Source organism: Streptomyces sp. NPDC002785, assembly GCF_040295565.1.
Classification (GTDB): Bacteria; Actinomycetota; Actinomycetes; order Streptomycetales; family Streptomycetaceae; genus Streptomyces.
In genome coordinates, this window is the sequence record NZ_JBEOVN010000062.1 from 1 (window position 1) to 23479 (window position 23479).

Annotated in this window: 24 protein-coding genes, 1 tRNA gene and 1 pseudogene; 17 read left to right on the forward strand and 9 right to left on the reverse strand. The window is 70.1% G+C overall.

Annotated features, from left to right (window positions below; genetic code table 11):
- Positions 1-437 precede the first annotated feature (437 nt).
- Positions 438-1361 carry a YDG/SRA domain-containing protein gene (locus ABTZ94_RS17010; RefSeq protein WP_351201849.1) on the forward strand — a complete coding sequence of 308 codons (924 nt, stop codon included), beginning with the start codon at positions 438-440 and terminating at the stop codon, positions 1359-1361.
- Positions 1362-1434: 73 nt separating this feature from the next.
- On the opposite strand, the gene ABTZ94_RS17015 is transcribed toward ABTZ94_RS17010, so the two are convergent.
- Positions 1435-2286: a helix-turn-helix domain-containing protein gene (locus ABTZ94_RS17015; RefSeq protein WP_351201851.1), complete on the reverse strand. Its 852-nt coding sequence runs from the start codon at positions 2284-2286 to the stop codon at positions 1435-1437.
- Between the two features lie 10 nt (positions 2287-2296).
- Positions 2297-3049 (reverse strand): DUF6879 family protein, encoded by a 753-nt coding sequence (locus ABTZ94_RS17020; RefSeq protein ID WP_351201853.1) that lies wholly within the window; start codon positions 3047-3049, stop codon positions 2297-2299.
- 171 nt (positions 3050-3220) lie between these two features.
- Here ABTZ94_RS17020 and ABTZ94_RS17025 point away from each other — a divergent pair, with 171 nt between their 5' ends.
- On the forward strand, positions 3221-3424 hold the full coding sequence (locus ABTZ94_RS17025; RefSeq protein WP_351201854.1) for a hypothetical protein: 204 nt from the start codon (positions 3221-3223) through the stop codon (positions 3422-3424).
- Entirely contained in the window at positions 3421-3651 is a 231-nt protein-coding gene (locus tag ABTZ94_RS17030; protein WP_351201855.1) for a hypothetical protein, read from the forward strand. Before ABTZ94_RS17025 ends, ABTZ94_RS17030 begins: the two co-directional genes overlap by 4 nt.
- Positions 3652-3829: 178 nt before the next feature.
- Here the strand turns inward: ABTZ94_RS17030 and ABTZ94_RS17035 are convergent, their stop codons facing one another.
- Positions 3830-4321 (reverse strand): GNAT family N-acetyltransferase, encoded by a 492-nt coding sequence (locus tag ABTZ94_RS17035; RefSeq protein ID WP_351201856.1) that lies wholly within the window; start codon positions 4319-4321, stop codon positions 3830-3832.
- A gap of 86 nt (positions 4322-4407) precedes the next feature.
- A pseudogene (locus tag ABTZ94_RS17040) lies at positions 4408-5409 on the reverse strand (SEC-C domain-containing protein).
- A gap of 78 nt (positions 5410-5487) precedes the next feature.
- On the opposite strand from ABTZ94_RS17040, the gene ABTZ94_RS17045 reads away from it, so the two are divergent.
- The 6 genes from ABTZ94_RS17045 to ABTZ94_RS17070 all read left to right on the forward strand — a co-directional run bounded on the left by ABTZ94_RS17045 (position 5488) and on the right by ABTZ94_RS17070 (position 10471).
- On the forward strand, positions 5488-6315 hold the full coding sequence (locus ABTZ94_RS17045; protein WP_502967260.1) for a class E sortase: 828 nt from the start codon (positions 5488-5490) through the stop codon (positions 6313-6315).
- A gap of 31 nt (positions 6316-6346) precedes the next feature.
- Positions 6347-6505: a DUF3311 domain-containing protein gene (locus ABTZ94_RS17050; RefSeq protein ID WP_351201884.1), complete on the forward strand. Its 159-nt coding sequence runs from the start codon at positions 6347-6349 to the stop codon at positions 6503-6505.
- Entirely contained in the window at positions 6502-8031 is a 1530-nt protein-coding gene (locus ABTZ94_RS17055; RefSeq protein ID WP_351201857.1) for a sodium:solute symporter family protein, read from the forward strand. The genes ABTZ94_RS17050 and ABTZ94_RS17055 overlap by 4 nt, the downstream gene beginning before the upstream one ends.
- 237 nt (positions 8032-8268) lie before the next feature.
- Positions 8269-8601, forward strand: a complete 333-nt coding sequence (locus ABTZ94_RS17060) for a DUF6412 domain-containing protein (RefSeq protein ID WP_351201858.1) — start codon at positions 8269-8271, stop codon at positions 8599-8601.
- Positions 8602-8703: 102 nt separating this feature from the next.
- Positions 8704-9474 (forward strand): YidC/Oxa1 family membrane protein insertase, encoded by a 771-nt coding sequence (locus ABTZ94_RS17065; protein ID WP_351201859.1) that lies wholly within the window; start codon positions 8704-8706, stop codon positions 9472-9474.
- A gap of 136 nt (positions 9475-9610) precedes the next feature.
- Positions 9611-10471, forward strand: coding sequence for a fumarylacetoacetate hydrolase family protein (locus ABTZ94_RS17070; RefSeq protein WP_351201860.1), 861 nt, complete (start codon positions 9611-9613; stop codon positions 10469-10471).
- A 138-nt stretch (positions 10472-10609) separates the two neighbouring features.
- On the opposite strand, the gene ABTZ94_RS17075 is transcribed toward ABTZ94_RS17070, so the two are convergent.
- Both ABTZ94_RS17075 and ABTZ94_RS17080 read right to left on the reverse strand, forming a co-directional pair.
- Positions 10610-11089 (reverse strand): heme-degrading domain-containing protein, encoded by a 480-nt coding sequence (locus tag ABTZ94_RS17075; protein WP_351201861.1) that lies wholly within the window; start codon positions 11087-11089, stop codon positions 10610-10612.
- The gene (locus tag ABTZ94_RS17080; protein WP_351201862.1) at positions 11086-12258 is read right to left on the reverse strand and encodes a Gfo/Idh/MocA family oxidoreductase; all 1173 of its coding nucleotides are present in this window, start codon (positions 12256-12258) and stop codon (positions 11086-11088) included. Before ABTZ94_RS17080 ends, ABTZ94_RS17075 begins: the two co-directional genes overlap by 4 nt.
- A gap of 56 nt (positions 12259-12314) precedes the next feature.
- On the opposite strand from ABTZ94_RS17080, the gene ABTZ94_RS17085 reads away from it, so the two are divergent.
- A complete protein-coding gene (locus ABTZ94_RS17085; RefSeq protein ID WP_351201863.1) occupies positions 12315-13460 on the forward strand; it encodes an ROK family protein in 1146 nt (381 codons plus the stop codon).
- A 292-nt stretch (positions 13461-13752) separates the two neighbouring features.
- Positions 13753-14943, forward strand: coding sequence for a hypothetical protein (locus ABTZ94_RS17090; RefSeq protein ID WP_351201864.1), 1191 nt, complete (start codon positions 13753-13755; stop codon positions 14941-14943).
- 50 nt (positions 14944-14993) lie between these two features.
- Here ABTZ94_RS17090 and ABTZ94_RS17095 read toward each other — a convergent pair whose 3' ends face one another.
- Positions 14994-15137 (reverse strand): hypothetical protein, encoded by a 144-nt coding sequence (locus tag ABTZ94_RS17095; protein ID WP_351201865.1) that lies wholly within the window; start codon positions 15135-15137, stop codon positions 14994-14996.
- A gap of 273 nt (positions 15138-15410) precedes the next feature.
- On the opposite strand from ABTZ94_RS17095, the gene ABTZ94_RS17100 reads away from it, so the two are divergent.
- The 3 genes from ABTZ94_RS17100 to ABTZ94_RS17110 all read left to right on the forward strand — a co-directional run bounded on the left by ABTZ94_RS17100 (position 15411) and on the right by ABTZ94_RS17110 (position 17584).
- Positions 15411-16199 (forward strand): HAD-IIA family hydrolase, encoded by a 789-nt coding sequence (locus ABTZ94_RS17100; protein WP_351201866.1) that lies wholly within the window; start codon positions 15411-15413, stop codon positions 16197-16199.
- 127 nt (positions 16200-16326) lie between these two features.
- Positions 16327-16899, forward strand: a complete 573-nt coding sequence (locus tag ABTZ94_RS17105; RefSeq protein ID WP_351201867.1) for a hypothetical protein — start codon at positions 16327-16329, stop codon at positions 16897-16899.
- A gap of 1 nt (position 16900) precedes the next feature.
- Positions 16901-17584, forward strand: coding sequence for a class F sortase (locus tag ABTZ94_RS17110; protein ID WP_351201868.1), 684 nt, complete (start codon positions 16901-16903; stop codon positions 17582-17584).
- A gap of 200 nt (positions 17585-17784) precedes the next feature.
- Here ABTZ94_RS17110 and ABTZ94_RS17115 read toward each other — a convergent pair.
- Positions 17785-17858, reverse strand: a tRNA-Lys gene (locus ABTZ94_RS17115).
- Positions 17859-18041: 183 nt separating this feature from the next.
- Here ABTZ94_RS17115 and ABTZ94_RS17120 point away from each other — a divergent pair.
- The 3 genes from ABTZ94_RS17120 to ABTZ94_RS17130 all read left to right on the forward strand — a co-directional run bounded on the left by ABTZ94_RS17120 (position 18042) and on the right by ABTZ94_RS17130 (position 21846).
- Complete coding sequence (locus tag ABTZ94_RS17120) at positions 18042-19439, forward strand: peptidoglycan-binding protein (RefSeq protein ID WP_351201869.1); 1398 nt, start codon at positions 18042-18044, stop codon at positions 19437-19439.
- Positions 19440-19464: 25 nt separating this feature from the next.
- On the forward strand, positions 19465-21096 hold the full coding sequence (locus ABTZ94_RS17125) for an SPFH domain-containing protein (protein WP_351201870.1): 1632 nt from the start codon (positions 19465-19467) through the stop codon (positions 21094-21096).
- 159 nt (positions 21097-21255) lie between these two features.
- On the forward strand, positions 21256-21846 hold the full coding sequence (locus tag ABTZ94_RS17130; protein WP_351201871.1) for a lytic polysaccharide monooxygenase auxiliary activity family 9 protein: 591 nt from the start codon (positions 21256-21258) through the stop codon (positions 21844-21846).
- A 34-nt stretch (positions 21847-21880) separates the two neighbouring features.
- Here the strand turns inward: ABTZ94_RS17130 and ABTZ94_RS17135 are convergent, their stop codons facing one another.
- Positions 21881-23398, reverse strand: a complete 1518-nt coding sequence (locus ABTZ94_RS17135) for an MFS transporter (RefSeq protein WP_351201872.1) — start codon at positions 23396-23398, stop codon at positions 21881-21883.
- Positions 23399-23479: the final 81 nt, after the last annotated feature.

Consider the following 23479-nt stretch of genomic DNA (forward strand, 5'->3'; position numbering starts at 1 on the left):
AACAAGGACCTCGACAATCCTCATTCTTTCTGGTCAGAGGCACTTTTCGCTTACCTGACCACCCGTCGGACAGCCCGCTTCATGAAAGCCCGAGGTTAGCCACAGCTCCCATCCACGGGCGCGAAATCGAGCCTCCCGCTCCTGGTATGGGGACGGCGGCGATCGGGCGTGTGTTGGCGAGGATCAGCGAAGAAGCCTCGAAGTTACTCGCGCTCTTCCGTGACAATGCTGCGATCCGCCCCAGTGGGTAGCGGCGTCCGGGCTCGGCGGCAGGTTACGGCGCTTGGGTGGCCCGTGACAGCGGGATGAGACTCTGGCGCTGTCGCGCACCCCCGCCGCAACTGGCGAAGTGGTTGCTTTGGGCCACCTTTCGATGAGAAGCGGCCATGATCAGCTGTGCGGGTTGATCGAACACCAGTAATCGGCAGCATGTTCGCATGTCGCCATCGAAACTCATCTACTTCGGCCCACCTCCTGATGTGAGCGAGGGGCAGTGGTTCCGTACGCACGATGCCCTGTACGCGGCCGATGTGCATCGGTTTCGTGGCCGGGGGATCTCGGGAACGTCGCATGAAGGCGTCGATTCGATCGTCGCCAGTGGTGGATATGCCGGTGATGAGGATCTGGGCGACACAATCATCTATACGGCGCAAGGTGGATCGCCGGACAACGATGGTCACATTACGGAGGACCAGTCATTGACTGGGGTCAATGAAGGGATGCTGATCAACTATCGGGAGGGTCTGCCTATCCGATACGTACGCGGTCTGGGGATCAAGAGGCGCAAGGCGACTGAAGGGTACCGATATCGGGGTCTGTACCTGGTAGAGGGCTATTGGAGCGTGCTGACTGATCGTGGGCACATTATGTGGCAGTTCCGTCTAGCGAAGGCCGCGGCGGGGGAGCGTTGGGAATCTGACGAGGCGAGCGATACAGCCGCGGATGAAGAGGTGACCCCGCTTGAGAAGGCGGCCGCGAGGTACGTCAGCACTCAGCGGCGTGTGCGTAACACCCAGGAAGCCCGCGCCATAAAGGAGCTCTACGACAACACCTGTCAGATGTGTCGTGTGCCAGTCGTGGTTGACATCAACGGCGCGCGGTACAGCGAGGGTGCACACATACATGCGCTTGGTAGACCGCATGGTGGTCGCGATGTTCGCAGCAACATTCTGTGTCTGTGTCCGAACTGTCACGTGCTCTTTGACAACGGGGCGCGCCTCATCACTGATGACCTCAAGGTCGTGGATGCTCTCAGCCGGCAGGTACTTGGAGACCTCCACGTGAAGCGCGAGCATTGGATCGATACGGCCTGTCTAACCCAGCATCGATCCCGATGGGCCGATCGCTCACAGAACCTCTAAAACAACAGGTCAGGCAGAGTGCGCCGCGAAAGCCCCGGAGACGATTACGGAGAGCCCTGCCCCAGGTAACCCGTCAACGGGGGTTCAGCGCACGCCGGGCCGAGTTGATGACGCTGTGGGCGTCGGCCCCGTACACCGCAGACTCCCGGAGGGTCTTCCACACCTTCTTGTACAGGGTGACGTTGTCGGCGTCGTCCAACCACATTTCGGCGTGCCAGTCCTCCGCGACGACCAGGCGATCATCAAGGACCCAGAAGCCGTTGGCAGGCACGATCTTCACGGACGCCGTGAACGGGATGACGCCCAGCTCCACCGTGTCCATACCGATCACCCCGGTAAGGCGGTCGAGCTGGGCGACCAGCACGGAGGGAGGGCAGATCAGCGAGCGCAACGCGGCCTCCCACATCAACACGTGCAGCTTGCGGCCGGGCCGGTACAGCCACTTTTGCCGCTGCACCCGGGAGCGCACGGCGTCCTCAATGTCGCTGGCTCCGCCCAGCAGTTCCGAATAGCGCTGGATGACGTGGCGCGCGTACTCGGGGGTCTGCATCAACCCGGGGACCACCGACTCTTCCCACATCCACATTTCCGAGGTGCGCTCGATCTCCGCACTCAGACCCTCGTGCAGCGGCTTGAAGCCGTTCGCCAGGGCCCTGCGCCATGACCTGATGTGGGACTCGAACCCAACCAGCCGGGCGGCCAGTTCGGGATACACGCCCGGCTGCTCGGTCGCGTCGGCCCACGCCCGAAGGTCCTCAGGGGTGGCCGTCTGCTTGCCGTTCTCCAGCTTGCTGACCTTGGAACCTTGCCAGCCAAGCCGCTGTGCGAGCTGCTGACCGGTGAGCCGACCACCGGGACACGAGAAACGAAGTTCGCGCAGCCGCGCCCCCAGCGCCACCCGTGCTTGCTGATAGTCGGTGCTCACCGATCACGCGCTATTCGGTCGTGGCCACCTGCGCGGCGAACTGGTTGAACGGCACAGCTTGGTGCATCGCCGCGTCACGCACGATGGCGTACCGCACGACTTCCGCCGGTTCCGTGATCAGTTCGAAGCTGAGCAGGTTGTCTTGGTCGTCGAAGTGCAGCAGGGCCACGATCCGCGAGTCGAAGATCCAGAAATCTTCGGCGGGCAGAGCGGCCCGGTCAGCGTCCTCCCGCCACAGGTAGCGGATGTCCTCGCCGACGGCCGCGTTGTGCCGGGCGTAATTGAGCAGGAACAGTTGCTCGGTGGTGGGCGGGTTGTCGGCGATGCGGACTCGGCCGACCGTCTTGCCTGCGGCCGTCTGGGTCCGGATGTTGACGAACCAGGGCTCGTTGGGGTCGCAGGGCGACGAGCCGGTGGCCAGGAACTCTTGAAAGTCGGGGTCCTGTCGGTCAGATGCGTAACCACGCCGCGTCTCCAGTCGCCAGGCGGTGTGTTTGAAGGTCTCGAAGAAACGCCGGAAGGTGTCCCGGTCGACCAGTTCCGGCACCCGCTCCATCTCCTTCGGTCCCCAGTTCACGAGCAGTTCGCGCGGCACGGCTACCGCTGCCTCGTCCGGCCCGAAGTGCTGGAGCTGTGCGAGGCCGCCGGGGTCGGTGACGGGTGTGCCCTGAACGATGATCTCGCCGGTGCCCTCGTCCATGTGCAGGGCGGGGCAGCCGTCGACCTTGCTGTCTGTGCCGGTGAAGCGCAACTGACGAGCCATGGACGCTCTCCCTTCCAGGGGTGTTGATCCAACAGCATGGCCGGGCCCCAGCTCGGCACCACAGGGTCAGGCAGGGCCCAGGAGAAAACATCAGCAATCTGTGTCACCAGTCGAGCAAATTCGAGAAAAAGGTATACCGCCCCCCAACCCGCCACTTCTAGCGTTCTGTTCATGGCGACCAAAGAACAGCAGGACATCGACCCGTTCGCGGCGATGGAGTCCCTGAGAGCAGCGCTGGCCGAAGTCGGGATCGTCCTCCCCTCCCTGAGCGTCGACACCGCGTCTCCTGCGCTGCGGCTCGTTGAGCTGGGGCGTGTGCGAGCCGACGTGGCCGCTCGTCTGGCCCAAGCGCTTCAGAGAGGGGGCCGGGAGTGACGGGATACGAGAAGCCAGCAACGACGCTCAGCCACGGCCAATTGCCTTACCCGGCAGGCACGTTGGTGATGGATGCAATCTCCGAACGCACGGGCCACCTGGTGGGCGTGCTTGAAGAGCGCACCAAGGAAGGCAACAAGTTCGTCAGCCGACAGGCGTTCATGCGCCCCGAGGGTGGCGGCATCGAGTGGGACGTGCCCTTGGAGCGGATCAGGCCCGTGGTCTGACCTGCGGCACGGTCCCGCCCTGGCCGCTGCCGGTGCGGACCGGGGCGGGGCGAGCCCCGGGGCGACGCCGACGGGAGGCAACGGGGGCGCGTCGCCACCGGGCGGCCCGACCGGCGGAACGACCGGCAGCCCGGCGACACGAGGTCCGGCCCGCGGACCTCGGCGGCCCGACAGGCTCTCAGGCCTCGGCCGCCGTCCTCCGCACGTATCCGGCCCCTGGGCGCCCGCCCAGCAGGAGTTCTCCGGTGGGGACGAAGCCCGTACGGGTCAGGACCGCTTGGGAGGCCGGGTTGTCGAGTGTGGTGGATGCCCGCAGTGTGGTCAGGCCGTACTCCTCGACGGCCAGGGCACACAACCGGTGGACGGTGGCCGTGGCCAGGCCACGGCCGGTGGCCTTCTCGGCGACGCGGTAGCCCAGCTCGGCGGAGCCGTCCGCCGCATCGACGAGGTTGAACCGGCCCAGCACCTCGCCGTCGGTGTCCACCAGGACGTGGAAGTGGCAGAGCCCGGAGGCCTGTTCGGCGAGCAGGGCGGCGAGGCGTGCGTCGAAGTGGGCGAAGTAGTCGTCGCCCCGGTCCGGCACCGATGCGGCGAAGTAGGCGCGGTTCTCCCGCTCGAAGGCGAGCAGGGCCGGGGCATGGTCGGCGCGGAGGCGCTGGAGTTCGGGCATGGCGGAAGGGTACGTGCCCCTGCGGTCGGGGATCTTGCGGTTTTCGGGCCCCGCCGTGAGGAACGACGGAGCCCCCGACCGTCGCGTCACGCCGCCCCGTGGCACTCCCGGTAAGCCCGCCCCGAACCGCACCAGCAGGCCGCGCTACGGGCCGGGGGCCAGGGGATTGCCCGGCCGCGGGCGGCGAGGGTGGTGGCGTACTGGGGGAGGAGGTCCGGGTCGGCCGGGGACGAGGCCTCCGAGGCGGCGAAGGCCTCGTACGACGGGACCGTGCCCGTCACGACACCGAGGTTCGGGGTGCCGGCCTGGTGGAGGTCCCGGAGCGCGGCTTCCAGGCGGGCCAGGTGGTCGGCGTGGGAGGGGTACTCGCCGCGCAGGGCCGGGTAGGCGTTGAGGAGTTCTTCGAGTTCGGTGGCCGGTCAGTGCAGCACCGCCACCGGGAACGGGCGGGACAGCGCGGTGCGGTACGTGCCCAGTTCGGCGCGGAGGCGGGTGATCTCGGCCCGGAGCTCGCCCGGGTCCGAGGAACCCAGTGCCCACAGGCGCTTCGGGTCGTGCAGCTCGTCGAGAGGAACGGCGGCCGTGTGGACGATGTCGGCCAGCTCGTCCCAGACGTCGTGCTCGGCGCCCATCAGCCGTCGCACACGGTGGCGGCCGATCAGCAGCGACTGCGTGGTGTACGGGACCTCCTCGCCCGGCGTCAGGAGGAGCGTCAGCGCGGTCGTGAAGTAGTCGTGGGCCGCTTCCAGCTCGTCGTGCGATTCGAGGGTCTCGGCCGCGATCTCCCAGGGCGCCGGGTCGAGCGGGCCCGCGGCGCGGATGCCGTCGATGATCGCGTGGGCCTCGGCCTCGTGGCCGTACTCCCACAGGTTGGCCGCGTTCAGGGCCTTGACCAGGTGCGGGTGGTCGAGGCCGGGGGAGCCGAGCAGTTCGTCGTAGAGGGTGGTGGCACGGGCGCGGTCGCCGGCGAGCTCCAGATGGGCCGCGGCCTGGAGAAGCAGCGGCTCGCGGTCCTCGGGGTACTGCGCCGCGGTGCGCAGCAGGCGCTCGGCTTCGGTGATGTGGTCAGCAGGCGTGTCGGGGCGCATGAATCACACCGTACTGCTGTACGGCACCCGGACGGAGGGGCGTTTTGGCCCTGGAAAGTTACGGGGCATGGCCTTATCGTGCGGGCCGTGCGGGAGCGGATACCGGTCGTGGTGCAGCGGAACTCGCGAGGGCGTCGGGTCGCCGCGCGCGGGTTGTGGACGGGCGCCGAGGTGGTGGTGACCTTAGGTTTCGTCCTGTTGCTGCTCGTTGTTCATCAGCTGTGGTGGACCAATCGGCAGGCCCGCGCCGATGCCCAGCACAAGGTGCAGGCTCTTCAGAGGGAGTGGGGGGAGCCATCGGGGCAGCCGCAGGAGCAGCCGCGACGGTCACAGGGGCAGGAGGACGGTACGGGGAGCGGTGGTGAGTCCGGACGTGGGGCTTCCGGCGGGCGTCCGTCCGAAGGCCGCACCGCACCCCCCGTGCCCCGCTGGGATCAGGCGTACGCCGTCATCCGTATCCCGCGGCTCGGGCTCACCGCCCCCGTCGCCCAGGGCATCAGCAAGCGCGGCGTCCTCGACAAGGGGTACGTCGGGCACTACCCGCGCACCGCGCAGCCCGGCCAGGCGGGGAACTTCGCGCTCGCCGGGCACCGCAACACGCACGGCGAGCCCTTCCGGTACATCAACCGGCTGCGGCGCGGGGACCGGATCGGTGTGGAGACGCGGGACGCCGTCTACACGTACACCGTCGACCGGACGCTCGGGCAGACCAGCGCCCGTGACAGCGGTGTCATCGCGGCCGTCCCGCGCAGCGATGTGAAGCCGTACGCCGGGTACGGGGCGGCCGGTTCCTATGTGACGCTCACTACGTGCACGCCCGAATTCACCTCCCGTTACCGGCTTGTCGTATGGGGGAGGCTGACGGACGTCCGCCCCTCGTCTGCCAATCGGTCTAAGGTTTCCTGACGTGCTCAGACGACGTCCGCAGTTGTTGTGGTTGCTGGTCCCCCATCTGCTGTACCTGGGGGCGCTGCCGTTCGTGAACCGGGTCCATCCCGTGGTTCTCGGACTGCCGTTCCTCTTCGTATGGCTGCTCGGGGCGACCCTGCTGACACCCGTAGCCGTATGGCTGACCCGTCGGGGGGACCGCCGGTGAACGCCGCAGTCGCGACCTCCGTCTTCGGGGTCTTCATGGTCGCCACCGTCGCCCTCGGGCTGCTCGCCATGCGGGGCAGAGGGGGCGGAAGCGGGCTGGCCGAGTGGTCGGTCGGCGGGCGCAGTCTCGGGACCGTGTTCATCTGGGTGCTGATGGCGGGCGAGGGCTACACCAGCTTCAGCTATCTGGGCGCCGCGGGATGGGGCTACAACTACGGGGCGCCCGTTCTCTACGTGGTGGCGTACATGTCCTGCGGTTACGCGCTCGGCTACGTCGTCGGGCCGATGCTCTGGGCGTACGCGCGCAAGCACGGGCTCGTCGGGATCACCGACATGGTGGCGCACCGCTTCGGACGGCCCTGGCTGGGGGCACTGGTCGCCGTCCTCGCGACCGTCTTCCTGCTGCCGTACATCCAGCTCCAGATCACCGGCATGGGCGTGGTCGTATCGACCATCTCCTACGGCGCCATCAGTCTGAACTGGGCCTACTTCATAGCCTTCGCCGTCACCACCGGCTTCGTCGTGGTGAGCGGGCTGCGCGGCAGCGCGTGGGTGTCCGTCCTCAAGGACGTCCTCGTGATCGCCACGCTCGGCTTCCTGGCCATCTACGTTCCGCTGCACTACTTCGACGGGTACGGGCCCTTCCTCGACCGGCTCGTCACCGAGAAGAGCGACTGGCTGACCTTCCCCGGGCACGGGGACAGCGGGCTCGGACAGGCATGGTTCATCACCACCTCGTTCCTCAACTCCCTCACCGTGGTGATCTTCCCGACGACCGTCGCCGGCTATCTCGGCGCGAAGAACGCCGACGTGCTGCGCCGCAACGCGATGTGGCTGCCCGCCTACAACGTGCTGCTCTTCGTGCCGATGCTGCTCGGCATGGCCGCCCTCTTCGTCGTGCCGGGGCTCGTCGGCGCCGAGTCCAATCTGGCGCTCTTCAAGCTCGTCGTGGACTCGCTGCCTGCCTGGGCGGTCGGCGTCATCGGCGTGGCGGCGGCGCTGTCCTCGATCGTGCCGATGGCCGTCTTCATGCTGGTCATCGGCACCATGTGGGGGCGCAGTGTGCTGTCGCTCGTGCCGCGGTGGGAGCGGCGGCAGAAGGGCGCCGCGCAGACCGTCGTGGTGGCCGCGGGGGTGATCGCGCTCGTGCTCACGTACACCGCGCCGAACACCCTCGTACGGCTCTCCCTCATCTCGTACGAGGGGATGGCGCAGCTGCTCCCCATGGTGCTGCTGGGGCTGATGTGGCGGCGGCTGACCCTGCTCGGGGCGATGAGCGGGCTGGTCGTCGGCGTGGGGGTGGTGTGCGGGTTCGTGTTCACGGAGAACGATCCGGTGTGGGGGGTGAACGCGGGCATCGTGGCGCTCGGCGCCAACCTCGCCGTCGCGCTCGCCGTGACGTACGCGGGTCCGCGCGAGCGCGACGACCGGCCGGACAGCGAGGTGCTCGCGCGCGACGAGATCGGGTCTCCGGAGGGCGGGGAGGACACGGAGCCCAGCGGCGTTCTGGCAGGAACAGGGAACTGACCGTCGCCGGCAGGGCCGGGCCCGCCGACGGCAGCGGCGCGCCCCTTCCGCGCCGCCGGCACCGCCCCGACTGCTGCGGCCACCGGAGACCGATCGCGCCTGAGCGCGGGCGGCTGTGTCGGACCCATCGTGTATAACGGCTTGAGGGCCGAACGCACACCTGCGCGAAAGGCGCGGGATGTGCGTGGATGCGTGAGCCCGGCCGACTGGCCGTGAAGGAGAGGAAGGGAGGGGCCGATGAACGGTGACGTGAACCGTCTGCGCGGAGGCCTCGCCCGGCTGCTCCGCCCCGCAGCGCTGCTGCTCTTCTTCGTCACCGAAGTCCTCCTCGCGGAAGGCGGCAGCCTCTCCGCCACCGTCGCGCTCGCCGCCACCGCGGCCGTCGGCTCCGCGCTCGTAGCCGCCTCGGTCATCAGCGCCCGCTGCGCCGTCCCCGTGCCCCGCACCCGGGTCCGTACAGCCATACGCGACCGGGAGAAACGCACCGCGTTCCTGCCGCAACGAGACCCGGACGCCAAGGGGCGCAGACGCCCCCGAGCCCCCGGTCGCGCCCTTCCGACGGCCGCGTAGGGCTCACAGCAGTAGGTAGTAGGCACCGCTGCGCTCCTCGCGGTTCGTCATGCCGAGTTCGTTCTTCTTCCCGGCACGACGAGACCCCCGGAGGGCTCACCCATGTCCGTCTTCATGTCCGCATTCGCCGCCCTGGTCGGCGCGCTGGCCGATGTGCTGCACCCGCTTTTCCAGGGCGCGTCCACCGCCGCCGCGATCGTGCTGTTCACGGCGCTCGTGCGGCTCGCCGTGCACCCCCTGTCGCGGGCTGCGGCGCGAGGGCAGAAAGCCCGCACCAGGCTCCAGCCGCAGATCGCCGAACTGCGCAAGAAGCACGGCAAGAACCCCGAGCGCATGCAGAAGGCGCTCATGGAACTACACAAGGCGGAGAACGTCTCGCCGCTCTCCGGCTGCCTGCCCAGCCTCCTGCAGATGCCCGCCTTCTTCCTCCTCTACCACCTCTTCTCCAGCCGGACGATCGACGGCCACCCCAACGAGCTGCTCGGCCACCACCTCTTCGGCGCCCCGCTCGGCGAGCACTGGCACGACGCGCTCGCGCACGGCGGACCGTTCGGGGCCCAGGGCATGGTCTACCTCGGCCTGTACGCGATCGTCACCGTCGTGGCCACCTTCAACTACCGGCGGACGAAGCAGCAGATGGCCGCCAACCCCGTCACCCCGACCACCGGCCCCGACGGACAGCCGGTCCCGGGCATGGGCATGATGACGAAGCTGATGCCCCTGATGTCCTTCGCCACGCTCTTCACCGTGTCCGTCGTACCGCTCGCCGCCGCGCTGTACGTCGTCACGAGCACCACCTGGACCGCGATCGAGCGGGCATTCCTCTACCGCGGCATGCCGGCCACGGGTGCCGCCGTGGCCACCGCGGCGTAATCGGGGCAGCGAGTGCGTTGGTCCAGCGCGTGAACAGGGCCTTGCGGAGTGATCGGATGTCTTGGACGATCGGACGAGCCTGCGATGGCCGCCACCCATCCGACGGGCCCGATCTCGACCAAGGGGAGAAAGACCGTTGAAGCTGCTTCGTGTGGGTACGGCAGGCGCGGAACGACCGGCACTGCTGGCCGAGGACGGAACCCTGCGTGACCTGTCGGGAATCGTCACCGACATCGACAGCGCGCTGCTCGCCGACGAGTCCGCGCTCGCCCGGGTACGTGCCGCCGCTGCGGCGCCCGGCGAGCTGCCCGGGCTCGACGCCGAGGGGCTTCGGGTCGGGCCGCCGCTCGCCCGGATCGGCAAGATCGTGTGCATCGGGCTGAACTACCACGACCACGCCGCCGAGACCGGCGTGGGGATTCCCGCCGAGCCGATCCTGTTCTTCAAGGCGCCGGACACCGTAGTCGGGCCCGACGACACGGTGCTGGTGCCGCGCGGCAGCGTCAAGACCGACTGGGAGGTCGAGCTCGCGGTCGTCATCGGGCGCACCGCCCGTTATCTGGAGTCCGCCGAGGAGGGGCTCGCGCATGTCGCCGGGTACGCGACGGCGCACGACGTCTCCGAGCGCGAGTTCCAGATGGAGCGCGGCGGCACCTGGGACAAGGGCAAGAGCTGCGAGACGTTCAACCCGCTGGGGCCGTGGCTGGTGACGGCGGACGAGATCGCCGACCCGCAGGCGCTACCGCTGAAGCTCTGGGTCAATGGCGAGCTGAAGCAGGACGGCACGACGGCCGACCAGATCTTCCCGGTGGGCGAGGTGGTCCGGTATCTCAGCCACTTCATGACCCTGTACCCGGGCGATGTGATCAACACCGGGACGCCGGCCGGGGTCGCTCTGGGGCAGCCCGAGCCCAAGCCGTATCTGAGGGCCGGGGATGTCGTGGAGCTGGAGGTTACGGGGCTGGGGCGGCAGCGGCAGGAGCTGAAGGACGCGTAGCGGCGGTGCGGGGGACGGGGCGGTGCCCGGGACGTCAGGGTGTGGTCGCTCCGTCCTCAAGCGCCGGACGGGCTTGATTTGGTCGGCCAAAAAGGTCGGAGGGGTGGGGTGCTGTGTAGGCAGCACCCCACCTTCGCGTCACGCGCCGATCGCCGTCGCGAACTGTTCCAGCGCCTCGACCACCAGGGCGTGGTCCTCCGCCTGGGGCAGGCCCGAGACCGTCACCGAGCCGATGACGCCCGCGCCCTCGACCGCGATCGGGAACGAACCGCCGTGCGCGGCGTACATGTTCGGGTCCAGGCGAGAGGCGTCGTCGAACGTCGTCCCCTTCGCCCGGAACCGGGACCCGACCAGGTACGAGCTCTCGCCGTAACGCTCCACGACCTTGCGCTTGCGGTCGATCCAGGCGTCGTTGTCAGCGCTCGATCCCGGCAGCGCGGCGTGGAACAACTGCTGTGAGCCGCGGCGGATGTCGATCGCGACCGGGGCATGCCTTTCCCGGGCCATGGAGACGAGCAGGCCACCGAGCGCGTACGCGTCGTCGTAGCTGAAATGCGGCAGCGTCAGTCGGCGTTCCTGAGCGATGAGCTCGGAGATGGTCGGAGCGGTGGGGTTCATGTGGTCTGCTCCTCGGAATCGGTATCGGAATCGGAAACGGCGGAGGCGGGCGGGGCCGCGGCGGGCAGGGGCACGGTGATGCCCTCGCGGGCCGAGCGGCGTGCGGCCTCCAGTACGTCCAGGGCAGCGGCGGCCTGGAGGGCGGTCACTGGATTGTCACCCTTTCCGCGCAGTGCGTCGGTGACCGCCGCGTAGTACGCGGGGTAGTCGCCCGGCAGCGTGCGGACCGGGGTGCCGCCGCCCGTCAACGGGGACTCGCCCGAGCCGATCCGGCCCCACAGCGCCTCGGGCTCCTCGCCCCACAGCTGGTTTGCCGTCGGACGCGCGCCCGCGCGCAGGTCGGCCTCCTGCGGGTCGAGGCCGTACTTCACATAACCGGCGGTCGAGCCGAGCACCCGGAAGCGCGGGCCGAGCTGGGCGGTGGTGGCGCTGACGTACAGATGCGAGCGGACCCCGTTCGCATGGGTGATCGCGAGAAACGTGTCGTCGTCGGCGGCGGCGCCGGGGCGGCGCACATCGGACTCCGCGTACACCTGTACCGCCGGTCCGAACAGCACGAGCGCCTGGTCGACGACATGGCTGCCCAGGTCGTACAGCAGCCCGCCGATCTCCTGCGGGTCGCCCGACTCGCGCCAGCCGCCCTTCGGCTGCGGGCGCCACCGCTCGAAACGGGACTCGAAGCGCTGTACGTCCCCCAGCTCACCGTCCGCGACCAAGCGGGCGAGAGTGAGGAAGTCGTTGTCCCAGCGGCGGTTCTGGAAGACCGAGAGCAGCAGCCCGCGCTCCTCGGCGAGGGCCGCGAGATCCCGCGCCTCGGCGGCCGTACCGGCGATCGGCTTGTCCACGACGACCGGCAGACCGGCCTCGAGCGCGGCGGTCGCGATCGGGACATGGGTCCTGTTCGGCGAGGCGATCACGATCAGGTCGAGTTCGTCCGCGCGCCCCCACAGCTCTTCCGGCGACGCGGCGAACCTCACGTCGGGGGACTCGGCGCGCGCCTGCGCCCGCCGCTCCTCGTTCGAGGTGACGACCGTGTCGAGGACGAGACCCTCGGTCGCGGCGATCAGCGGGGCGTGGAAGACGGAACCCGCCAGGCCGTAGCCGACGAGTCCGACGCGCAAGGGGGTCTCGGACAGCCCGGGCGTCTCGTGAGTCGCTTTGCCAGTCATGCCCGTCACTTAAGCAACGCTGTTGCCAAAGTGCAAGCGACAGGGACAATGGGGCTGTGAACAGGAGTAATAGCGGCGCGAACCTGCCGACGCTGCGCAGCCACAATGCGGCGCTGGTGCTGGATCTGCTGCGGGTGGCGGGCGAGCGCGGCATCAGCAGGCTCGAACTCGCCGAGCGTACGGGGCTCACGCCGCAGGCCGTCAGCAAGATCACCGCCCGGCTGCGGGCCGAGGGCCTGGCGACCGATGCGGGCCACCGGGCCTCCACCGGAGGCAAGCCGCGCACCGTACTGCGGCTGGTGCCGGACGCCGGGTATGCGGTCGGCATGCACCTGGACCGCGACGAGCTGACGGTGGTGCTCGTCGACCTGGCCGGCGCGGTCGCCGCCGGCCGTACCGCCCCGCTGGATTTCGGCGCCCCGGCGGACGAGGTGGTCGCGGTGGCGGCGTACGCGGTCGCGGCGGTTCGGGACGGGGGCGCGCGGCCCGTGGACCTGCCGGTGCTCGGGGTCGGCGTGGCGGTGCCGGGGCCGCTCGACCACCGGGGCGGGGTGCTGCACCGTGTCACCGGGTTTCCGCAGTGGGACGGCTATCCGTTGCGGGACGCGCTCGCCGCGAGGACCGGGCTGCCCGTCGTCGTCGACAAGGACACCAATGCCGCCGCCCTGGGCCTCGCCCTGCGCGCGGCGGGCGCGGGCGACTTCGCGTATCTGCACCTCGGGACCGGGCTCGGCGCCGGGCTGGTCCTCGGCGGGGGGCTGCATCGTGGGGCCCGTACCGGGGCCGGTGAGTTCGGGCACCAGACCGTCCAGCTGGACGGGCCGGTGTGCAGCTGCGGGGGGCGCGGCTGCATCGAGGCGCTCTGTCTCGCCGCCGTCGCCCGCGGCGATGTCGCGGAGGCCGCGCGCGTTCTGGGGACCGGCGCCGCGAACCTCGTCGGGCTGCTCGACATCGACCGGGTGATGCTGGGCGGCCGTACCGTCGCCGCCGATCCCGATGCGTACGTACGAGGCGTCCGCGCCGTGATCGACGAGCGCGCCCGGCTGGGCGGCATCGACGCGCCCGTGCCGGTCACCGCCGCCGGGGGAGGGGACCGGCCGGTCGCGGAGGGGGCCGCGCAACTGGTCCTGGCCCCGCTGTTCGGGCGGGTCGCAGGCGCGGGCGTCGGAGGTGCGGACGGGGGCGCGGCCCTGGTCCCGTGACCATCCGGCGGCCGAGGGCGGCGGGGTCGGCCTTCGGTCCACTGCCCGCCAGGCTCTGAGGCCGACGGGTTCGGTTTCGCTCCCTTGCCCGCCCGGCGGCCGAGGGCGAAAGTGCGGCTGTGGGGCGCGCAACTGAGCTGATCGAGCGGTTCCCTGCCACCGACCGGGCGGCCCTGCGGCATGCCGGTGCCGGTCGCCTCGCGCGTGAGTGGCAGCGTCGCGGCCCAGAACCGGTGAACTCCGGCGAACGGGGCGAGCCGACCGTTTCGCGAGTAGCGAAGGGTGCCCCCACATGCCCGCCACACCGCCCCCGTCCGGCAGGCCTTCCGCTTCCACCCCTGCATCCGTCCCCGCGGCCGGTCCCGCATTCATCCCTCTGGCCTCCGCCGCCTCCGTCCCCGCATCCACCACCCCCGCGGGTCCTCCCTCGCCGCCGCCGCACCCGCTCCCCGGGCGGACGCGGCACGGGTTCGCGCTCGGGCTGGCGGCGGCGAGCGTGGTTCCCGCCGTACTCGGTGGCACATCCGCCGCACCCTCCTCCGCCGCGCCTTCGGCCTCCCCGGTGTCGAAGTCGGACTCCACGACCGCCGACCAGCAGCCCACCTGCGGTGATCCGGACGCGAGCGACTTCCCGATCAGCACCCGTATCCACGGCGGCCCGGACACCTATGCGTCCGGTGGCGGCTACGGAACCTGGTTCCTGGATCTCACCAACACCACCACCGAGTCGTGCCGGGCCATCCATCCGGTGCTGGTCCTCACCGACGAGGACCGGAAGCTGACCTCCGACCAGATCCAGCTGGAGTTCTCCGAGCAGAACCGTCCCGATGTGGAGCATCGCGTCACCTGGGAGACCACCGACCAGGACGAGCACATCGGCGTCTTCGGCGGCGACGGCGCCGACTCCTTCGACGGCTTCACCGTCCCCGCGGGCCGTACCGTCACCGTCCAGGTCCGGATGGCGTTCACCTCGGACACCAGCCCGGGCCGGATCACCGCCAACGCCGCGATCGTTCAGCGGCAGCACGCAGCGAGCGGCGGGACCGGGAAGGACGACGGGGCCTGGGTCGGCGAGTCCGACGACTACCCCTTCGCCGTCGTCGAGGACAGCGGTGACACCGGCGAGACCGGAGAGGTCGGTGGGACCGGGGAGACCGGAGAAGTCGGTAAGACTGGGGAAACCGGAGAGGTCGGCAGGACCGGGAAAGCCGGAGAGACCGGTGGGACCACAGAGGCCGGCGACACTCCAAGCGACCCCCGGTCCGACGGAGCCCGGCCCACCGCCACCGCCGACCCCCGCACCGGTGACGCTCCGCGGCCGTTCGCACCCGGCCGGACCCCTGCCGACAGCGACCTCCCCGAGCTGGCCGCGACCGGCCCGGCCACCGTTGCGTACCCCGGCATCACCGTTGCAGGGTTCCTGATCGGTGGCGGGGCCATGGTGGTCTGGTCCCGCCGCCTGCGCCGCCGCGAGCGTTCATGAGAACCGCGGGTGCGTGGGGTCCTGACGAGCTACGCGCCCAAGGCCGGAGGTCAGGAATCGCTTCGCAGCCGGTCACGCTGGATCTGGTGAGCGAGGGCGCGGCGCACGGAGGCTGAAGCGGCGGTGGTGACCTTCGAGGGGAGGTCGAGACCGCGGCTGATCTGGTCGTACGCGTCCCGGTAGCTGCCGGGCATTTCCGCCCGGTGCAGTCTCAGGTCCTCTTCGACCAGGCGGCGCAGCTCGGGCCACTACCCCTGGCTCGACGACGCCGACCAATTCGTGGCGACCACTGCGGCATTCCTGGGTTGAAGGGCGTGGCCGTTGTGAGACCGGGCGATCCGGCCGCATCGGCTGGTTGATCCGGCCGTATCGGCTGGTTGAACGGACCGCCTAAAATCGGGGACGTCGGCGCTGCACAATGCGGTGCCGCCGGCGTCCCCGCACACGGCGTACGGCAGGAGTCCCACATGGCAGAGCGCAAGCCGATCTCATCCTGGCTCACCGACATGGACGGAGTCCTGATCCATGAGGGGACGCCGATCCCCGGGGCGGACGCCTTCATCAAGCGGTTGCGGGACTCGGGGCTGCCCTTCCTGGTCCTCACGAACAACTCGATCTACACCGCCCGCGACCTCCACGCCCGCCTGGACCGCATGGGTCTCGACGTGCCCGTGGAGAACATCTGGACCTCCGCCCTGGCCACCGCCCAGTTCTTGGACGACCAGCGGCCCGGCGGCACGGCATACGTCATCGGCGAGGCCGGGCTCACCACCGCCCTGCACGACATCGGCTACGTCCTCACCGACCACCAGCCGGACTACGTGGTCCTCGGCGAGACCCGTACGTACAGCTTCGAGGCGCTCACCAAGGCGATCCGGCTGATAAACGGCGGCGCCCGCTTCATCTGCACCAACCCGGACGAGACCGGCCCGTCCGCCGAGGGCCCGCTTCCCGCCACCGGGTCCGTCGCCGCCCTCATCACCAAGGCCACCGGCAAGGCCCCGTACTTCGCGGGCAAGCCCAACCCGCTGATGATGCGCACCGGGCTCAACGCGATCGGCGCCCACTCCGAGTCCAGCGCCATGATCGGCGACCGGATGGACACCGATGTGCTGGCCGGCCTGGAGGCGGGGATGCAGACGTTCCTGGTCCTCACCGGTCTCACCACAGTGGCCGACATCGACAAGTACCCCTTCCGGCCGTCCAGGGTCGTCGATTCCATCGCTGATCTCGTCGACCTCGTCGACGCGGACTGAGCCCGGCGGGGCACCGGCCCGAGGGGGGCGGGGGAGGGTTCCGAGCGGTCCTTGCGGGCCCGCCCCCCGGGCTCCTGCGGATGCGAAAAGCCGGAGCAGGCGTGAACCTTCCCTAAGGAGGTTCACGATGCGTTCCATACCCCTCACGTTCTGTGCCGCCGCGGTCGTCGCGGCGACCCTGGTGTCGGCTCCTGCCGCACTGGCCGACTCCGAATCCGGGTCCGACCCGACGGGCTCGGGCTCGGGCTCCCGCACCACACTCTCGGTGACCCCACCCTCCGCCGCCCCGGGCGGTGAGGTGGCCCTGCGGCTGGACGCCTGCGAGGGCAAGGAGGCCAAGGGCAATTCCGATGTCTTCGCCTCCGAATCGCGCTTCTCGCCCGCCGCGGACGGGGGCCTCTACGCCAAGGCCCGGATCAGCTCGGACGCCTCCCCGGGCGACCACGACATCCAGATCGTCTGTACGGACGCCAAAGGCACCAAGGCGTCCGGCAGGGTCACCGTCACCGACCGCGACCAGGCCACGCCCCTCGCCCCGGTCCGCGCGGGAGGCGGCGGCACCGCCGTCCGCACCGCCAAGGAAGCCCATCAGGACGGCCCCGGCACCGTGCAAGCGGTGATCGGTCTGGCCCTGGCCGCCGTCGCGGCCGGCGCCGTTGTGTTCCGCCGCGCGCGCCGTCGCCGGCAGGCCGAGGACTGACGTGTCCGCCCCCGACCACCCGGAGGGCCACGGCCGACTGCTCACCGGAATGGCCTGGGCCGTCCTGCTGATGGGCCTGTGGCTCTGGGGTCGCGACATCACCGATGGCTCCGGCGCCAGCTCCGCCCCGACCACCGGCGACATCGCCGCGGTCGGGCGCCCGCTCGGCGTCCCGCTGCCCCCGCCGCACGACCCGATCGAGGGCGCCGCGCCGGAGCGGGTCGAGATCCCGTCGATCGGCATCGAGGCACCCGTGGTCGCCCGCGGCCTGGACAAGGACGGAGCGATCGAACCACCGCCGTTCGACACGCCCCAGACCGTCGGCTGGTACGGCAGCGGCACCGAGCCCGGCGCGAAGGGCCCCGCTCTTTTCGTCGGCCACGTCGACACCGAGACCGAACCGGCCGTCTTCTACGGGCTCAGCGCGGCCCGCCCCGGTGCCAGGGTCGAGGTGACCCGCGCGGACGGCACGGTCGCCGAATTCACCATCGACGACGTCCAGGTCTTCACCCGGAAACGCTTCAACGCCGACAAGGCGTACGGCCCCCACAAGAAGGGCCGCGCGGAACTCCGCCTGATCACCTGCGGCGGCACCTACGACCGGGCGTCGCACTCGTACGACGCGAATGTGGTCGTCTCGGCCTACTTGACCGGCGAGAAGTCCGGGGGGAGCGGCAGCGCCTGATGCCGCCGATATCCGGCCCGGCCGACAGCCCTCCTGCCCCGGGGCGCCGACCGGGCCGGTCCTCGACCGCGGTGGGCGGGCTGCGGGAGAAGCCGGCGTTGCCGTGTGCCGCCTGTGGGTCCCGTGAAGGTGGCGACGCGGGGGCCCGGTCCCCGAACGAACAAGGCCCCTCACATGTAGTGAGGGGCCTTGACTCTGCGTGCGCCGCCAGGGACTCGAACCCCGGACCCGCTGATTAAGAGTCAGCTGCTCTAACCAACTGAGCTAGCGGCGCCTGCTGACCTGGAGAACTCTACCCGAAGACGAGGTGTGCTCCTGACCATTTCTCGCCATCGCGGCCTGTCGGATGGTCGTTTTTTCTCTTCTGTCCGTCAAAATGCGATATGTCAGGAGGGTTGAGACCCTGGCGCCCGTGCAGATGCACCCAAAGATCTTGACGTGAGCGGAGGGGAATCGCGTGACTGTGCCGGCTTTCGAGGAGTACGTACCCGCCGGCGACTGCACCTGTGCGGGGTGCGCCGCACGACGGCGCGCCGCCGCGGGTGCCTTGCCCATGCGGTACGGAGGTCATCCAGCCGCACATGGCGCGCGCCGCGCGCTGGTGGTGATCACCACGGCCGGAGTGGTCCTGAGCACCGGCGCGACCGAGACGGCGAGTGCGCCGGGCGACCGGGCGACGGGGGCGACCGGGGCCGCCCGTACGGACGAGACGACGGTGTCGGTGGACCTGGTGGACCCGGCTGACGAGAGCGACCCGCTGACCTGGGCCGAACCGGATCCGGACAGTCCGCAGGGCGCACCGGGGCCGCTGCGGGGCGCGAGAGCCTCGGGTCCGTCCTCGTCCACGCCCACCGAGACCACGCTGCGCAAGACCAGCCGGGCCGCGATCATCAACCGTGCGAAGAAGTGGGTGTCCGCGCAGGTTCCGCACAGCATGAGCAAGTACTGGTCCGACGGCTACCGGCAGGACTGCTCCGGCTATGTGTCGATGGCGTGGAACCTGCCCGGCAACGAGTGGACCGGCAGCCTCGCCAACTACGGGAAGCGGATCGCGCGGGAGAAGCTGCAGCCCGGCGACATCTTGCTCTTCCACAATCCGGCCAACCCCACGAAGGGCTCGCACGTCACGATCTTCGGCGGCTGGACCGACTACACGCACACCCACTACACGGCGTACGAGCAGACGAAGCCGCACACCCGCAAGCAGACGACGCCCATGGCGTACTGGACGCACTCCGGCAGCTACGTCGCGTACCGCTACAAGGGTCTCAGCAGCGGCAGCAGTGGCAGCGCCGGCGGCTCGTCGACGAAAGCGTTCCCGGGCGCCGGGAATTTCGGCCTCGGCATCAGCGGCACGTACGTCACCCAGCTCGGGAAGATGCTCGTGGGCCGGGGCGGCAAGCGCTTCTACAAGGCCGGCCCCGGGCCGGGCTGGAGCGACGCCGACCGGCGCGCGACCCAGGCGTTCCAGAAGGCCCAGGGCTGGAAGGGGAAGGCGGCGGACGGCATCCCCGGCCCCGACACCTGGCGTCTTCTGGCCAACGGGACCGGTCGCGACATCCCCGCCACCGGAAGCGGGAGCGGGGACGGGGCCGGCCAGGGTGATTCGCACTCGGCTTCGAAGTTTCCCGGGCGGGGTCATTTCCGGCCCGGTCAGTCAAACAGCCACGTCGACAAGCTCGGCAAGCAGTTGGTGAAGAAGGGATACGGCAAGTACTACCTGTCGGGACCGGGGCCGCGGTGGACCGAGGCGGACCGGCGCAATGTCGAGGCCTTTCAGCGGGCCCAGGGCTGGCGGGGCGGAGCGGCCGACGGCTACCCCGGTCCGGAGACCTGGCGACGACTCTTCGCGTGACAAAACGAACATGACGGAGGCGGGAATGGGATCCACGGTGTCGGACAGCTCCGGAACCCCGGAGAGCGGGAGGGAACGGGAAGGGGAGCGGGAGGAGGTGCGGGCGCCGGTACGGGTGTGGGGTTCGGACCGGGCGAAGACGCGCGACGGGGCCGGGCGCCCGGACGGGGAGACGGATCCGGGTTCGGGTTCGGCTTCGGGGATCGGGTCCGCCCCGGACGCGGAGCCGGGTGCCGGTCCCGACTCGGTGGTCGACCTCGTGCTGGACCTGCCCCCGGGCGAGGACGTGGACTTTGCAACCCTCGGGGCGACCTCGACCTCGGCCTCGGTCCCGGCCCTGGGCACCGCCCCTGTCCTGGGCGTCGCGCCCGTCCCGGCCTTGACCGGCCACCGCGCCGGGCCCGGTTCCGACACCCCGCCCCCATCCACACCCTTGCCTCCGTCCCCGCGACGGGCCGCCCCCAACACCGTCTTCGGCTCCCTCCCCGTCGCCGGGGGCGCCAGGGCCGAGCAGCCCGGCGACGCCGCGTGGAGAACCGGGCGGCAGCACGCGGTCATCGTCAATGAGCGGACCGTCACCATCCCCGTACACCTGCTCTGCCGTGAGGGCGCCGAGCGCACCGACGCGGCCGCTCTCCCCGCCGGTGTGGTGCGGCGGGGAGCCGGTGGTGTCCAGTCGGCGGCGGGGGTGCGTCGGCCGCCGGTGCCGAGGGTGCCGCAGGTGCGGCCTTCGACGCGGCCGGCGCCGGTCGCTGATCCACGGCTTGCCGAGCGGTCGGGGCCCGCGCTGCCCGGCTGGGTGGCGCTGCTCGCCGGCCTGGCCGGGATTGCCGCCGGCGGCGCTGTCCTCTGGAGGGTCGGCGCACTGCCCGCCGCCGCTCTTGCCCGGTTCGGGATCGGATCGCGTCCGTACGACGGCATCGGCCTCGGCGTCTGGGCGGCGCTCGCCGTGCTGGCGACGGCGGTGCTCTTTGCGCTGGGCGGTCTGAGCCGCGGACGGGTCGGTTACGCCTGGGTGCTGACGCGCTTCGGCGAGTACCGGGGGAGTGTGCGGCGGACCGGGCTGATGTGGATCAGCCCGCTGCTGCTGCGCCGCCGGGTCGACGTACGCCTGCGGCACTGGCGCAGCGAACGGCTCCCCGCCGTGGACGCCAACGGTACGGCGCTGCGCGTCGTCGTCCTTGTCGTCTGGCGGATCAAGGACACCGTACGGGCGGTGCTCGGGGTCGCAGACCACGAGGCGTATCTGCGCGAGCAGGTCGAGGCGGCGATGGCCCGGGTCCTCTCGCAGTTGCCCGCCGACGCCTTCCACGAGGACGCGCACACCCTGCGCAACGCGGAGGCGGTGGGTGATGCGCTGACCCGGATGCTGAAGGCGGACTGCGAGCCGGTCGGCATCGAGGTGTACTCCGCGCAGCCGACCGGAATCGAGTACGCGCCGGAGGTCGCCGCGGCCATGCAGCGCCGCCGGATCGCCGCCATCGACGCCAAGCACCGCGACAGTGTGCTGACTTCGGTGGTTGACGCCGTGGACGACACTGTCAACCGGCTGACGGCGCGAGGGCTCGTGGAGCTGGACGACTACGAACGGAAGTCACTGGTCAAGGACTTGACGGTGGCCTTCTACACCGGACGCAGTGGCGGGGAGGGTGCCTGAGGGCTCCGGGGGACGCTCCCGGCGGCGAAGCGGAATCCAACTCCCATTGGTCTGGACATGTTCATGTTGCGCCAATAATCTAAGACTTGGTCTGGACCACGGCGCATGCGCGCAGCAGGGCTCATGGAACCTCCCCCACGTTCTTGAGGAGCGACAGCGATGCGTAAAAGGGCAAGCGCGGCCATAGTCGGCCTGGCGATAGCGGGCGTCTCGATGTTCGCGACGAGCAGCGCCAGCAGCCACGGCTACACCGACAACCCCATCAGCCGCCAGAAGCTCTGCGCCAATGGCACGGTGACGGGCTGCGGCAGCATCCAGTGGGAGCCGCAGAGCGTCGAGGGCCTCAAGGGCTTCCCGGCGGCAGGTCCGGCCGACGGCAAGATCTGCTCCGGCGGCCACTCCGAGTTCGCCCAGCTCGACGACCCGCGCGGTGGCAACTGGCCCGCCACCCATGTCACCGCCGGCCAGGGCTTCAGCTTCCGCTGGCAGTTCACCGCGCGCCACGCCACGACGGACTTCCGCTACTACATCACCAAGAACGGCTGGGACCCCACCAAGCCGCTCACCCGGGCCGACCTGGAGTCGCAGCCCTTCATGACGGTGCCGTACGGCGGTCAGCAGCCCCCGTCGACCCTGACCCAGCAGGGCACCATCCCCACCCAGAAGACGGGGAAGCACATCATCCTGAGCGTCTGGACCATCGCGGACACGGCGAACGCGTTCTATGCGTGCTCCGATGTTCAGTTCTGACGTGTAGTCGGTTGATGGCGGCGGCGCGGAGGGCTCAGTTCGCCAGGGCAGGCTCCTTCCGCGCCGCCGCCACGGACCTGTGCCGCAGCAGCGTCACGGCCAGTACCGCCCCCGCCAGCAACAGCGCGGCCCCCGCCACCGAGGCGTACTGCATGCTGTGCACGAAGGCATTCCTCCCGACCGAGATCAGCGAAGCGTCCCCCGTGGCCACCGCGCCCGGCAGAGTCTTGCGGGCCTCCTCCGGTGCCGAGCCCGGCATGTCCGCGGTGTAGACCGCCGTGGCCACCGCCCCCAGCAGGGCCATCCCCATCGCACCGCCGAACTCCTGGCCCGTCTCCAGCAGCGAGGCCGCCGAACTGGCCTTCTCCGGCGGGGCGGTGGCCAGCGCCAGGTCCGAGACCAGCGCCATCACGGTGACGATGCCGCAGCTCATCACGGCACAGCCGCCGAGCAGCAGCCACAGCGAGTCCGTGCCGGTCAGGGCGAGTACGGCGAAACCGGCGGCGGCGATGACGAAACCGGCGCAGATGACGCGCGTACGGTCGGTCCGCTGGGCGATCGCCGTGGCCGCCGGGGCCGCAGCACCCACCGCCAGTGACGGGGCCAAGCTCCACAGTGCCGCCTCCATCGTGCCCATGCCGAGCACCGACTGCAGATACTGCGTGGTGAAGAACGCCGAGCCCATCATCGCGAAGGCGGCCAGCGCGTTCAGCCCGATTCCCGCCCCGAAGCCGCGGTCGCGGAACAGCTCCCGGCTGATCATCGCGTCGCCGCGGCTGCGCTGGCGGCGGACGAAGAACCAGCCGACGAGGAGCCCGGCGGCGGTGATCAGCCCGTTCGGCAGATCGAGCCCATGGGCGGCACTCTCCTTGATCCCGTAGACGACGGGCAGCACGGCGCCCATCGACAGCGGCACGCTCAGGAAGTCGAACCGGCCGGGGTTCGGGTCCTTGAACTCCGGGACCAGCACCGGCACCAGGACCAGCAGCAGCACCATCGCCGGAACATTGATCAGAAAGACCGAGCCCCACCAGAAGTGCTGCAGCATGACCCCGCTGAGCACCGAGCCGAGCGCGATCCCGCCGGCCATGGCACCCGACCAGATGCCGATGGCCCGGCCGCGCTGCCGCTCGTCGCGGAACATGTTCCGTACGAGACCCATCGTCGACGGCATCAGCGTCGCACCGCCGATCCCGAGCAGGGCGCGGGCAGCGATCAGCATCTCGGCGCTGGTGGAGTACGCCGCGGCGACGGACGCGGCACTGAACGCGAACGCCCCGACAAGCAGCAGCTTGCGGCGGCCGATCCGGTCGCCGAGCGAGCCCATCGTGATGAGCAGACCGGCCAGGGCGAAGGCGTACACATCGAAGATCCAGAGCTGCTGGGTGGCGCTGGGTGCGAGGTCCCGGTCGATGGACGGGATCGCGAAGAAGAGGACGGAGACGTCCATCGAGACGAGGAGAAGAGGCAGCAGGAGGACCACGAAGGCGGTCCATTCCCGGCGACCGGCGAGGTGGCCGCGCTCGGCGGTGGTGCTCGTAGCGTTGGTCATGCCTGGAAATGTACGAGCGTTTAAAACGCTTGTCTAGTACGACCGTGTAAAACGTTTGTACATCTCGATGGGCAGCGAAAA